Origin of the sequence: Exiguobacterium sp. SH5S13 (assembly GCF_004337085.1) — a bacterium.
Taxonomy (GTDB): Bacteria; Bacillota; Bacilli; order Exiguobacteriales; family Exiguobacteriaceae; genus Exiguobacterium; species Exiguobacterium aurantiacum_A.
Map to the genome: position 1 here is coordinate 1 of NZ_SJUS01000061.1, position 1421 is coordinate 1421.

The window sequence follows — 1421 nt, forward strand, 5'->3', positions numbered from 1 at the left end:
GGCACGAACGATTGCAGCACCCTCCGGGTGAGGCGCAGGTGGATTTCGGGACGATGGAAGTCGTCAAAGATAGTCATGCGGTCGATGTGAAGTGCCTCGTCATGAGTCTGCCCTTCAGCAACCGCACGGCAGCCGTCGTTCTCCCCGCAGAAAACCAAGAGTGCTTCCTTACGGGACTCAAAATGCTTTTTGAAGAAATCGGCGGTGTGCCGCAACAACTCAGAATCGATAATCTCCCTGCCGCAGTCATCCAACCGCGAACGACGAAAGAAGAGGCGATCTATACTGATGCTTTCCTGCAGTTCATGGCTCATTATGGCTTCCAAGTCCAAAGCTGTAATCCTTACAGTGGGAACGAGAAAGGAAGTGTCGAGAACAAGGTGGGATACGTTCGATACAACTTTCTTGTCCCGGCCCCTGTCATGCATGATTACGATTCGATGAACAGACAACTCGCAGTTTCCCTACGGGACGACATGGAGAGAGTGCATTACGAAAAGCATGTGCTGATCCGTGAGCTGTTCGAAGAAGAGCAGAGACATCTATTGCGATTGCCCCAAGAAGACTTCCCTGTCTTCAAAGTAGAACTGTTCAAGGTGAACAAGTACGGCGAAATAACGATCGATAAGACGAAAGTCTTGATCCCCTCTGGAGCTCGTCATGGGCAAGTACGCGCCATACTAAGATGGGATTCGATGAAGATTCTCTCACTTTACGGAGAAATCCTCTACGAAGAAAAACGTCCCTACATGATGACAAAACGTGCGCTCCCGTGGGAAAACATCATCAGCACTTGGCACAAGAAACCGAGAAGCTTCGGTCACTCCCGTTATTCCGAATACCTGCCGGGTAGAATCAAAGAGTACCTGGGCGTACCGAACTTACTCGTCCGGCAAGAAAGACTGGCCTGGATCCGAGCCAAGCTCGCACTGTATCCGATCCTCGAGGTCAATGAACGCCTATACGAACTCCTGAGCGAGGACGATGATCCAGCCGTGGTTGAGGACCATCCTTATGATGTGGACTGGAGCAAATATGATAGCCTAAACCGGCCGTGGGGAGAAGGTGGCACTGCATGAGCCTAAAAGAAATGTGCAAGTCGCTCCGCCTTGCCTACGTCGCCGAAATCTATGAATCGATTCCAACGGAATCTCCTGAAAAATTTCTTATGGAACTTTTCTCTATGGAAATGCGCCTCCGCGAAGAAGCGAAGGCGCAACGATTTATCAAAAAGGCGAAATTCATCAACAACAAGTCACTCGACGACTATCACTGGGGCAATCACATCTACTTTCCGAAGCATTTGGATAAGGACGAACTGACCTCACTGAATTTCGTCGAGCATTCACAGAACGTCGTTCTGACAGGGTCCCCGGGAACAGGAAAGACCCATTTGGCCATCGGACTCGGGAGAGAAGCTT

General features: G+C 50.2%; 2 protein-coding genes. Both read left to right on the forward strand.

Going from position 1 to position 1421, the window contains the following annotated elements; genetic code table 11:
- Positions 1 to 1079 (forward strand): IS21 family transposase (gene istA / locus EVJ30_RS14885; RefSeq protein WP_131469573.1); only part of this gene is annotated, 1079 nt, incomplete at its 5' end.
- The coding region (locus EVJ30_RS14890; protein ID WP_161568871.1) for an ATP-binding protein at positions 1076 to 1421 on the forward strand (346 nt) is incomplete at its 3' end. The genes istA and EVJ30_RS14890, both read left to right, overlap by 4 nt.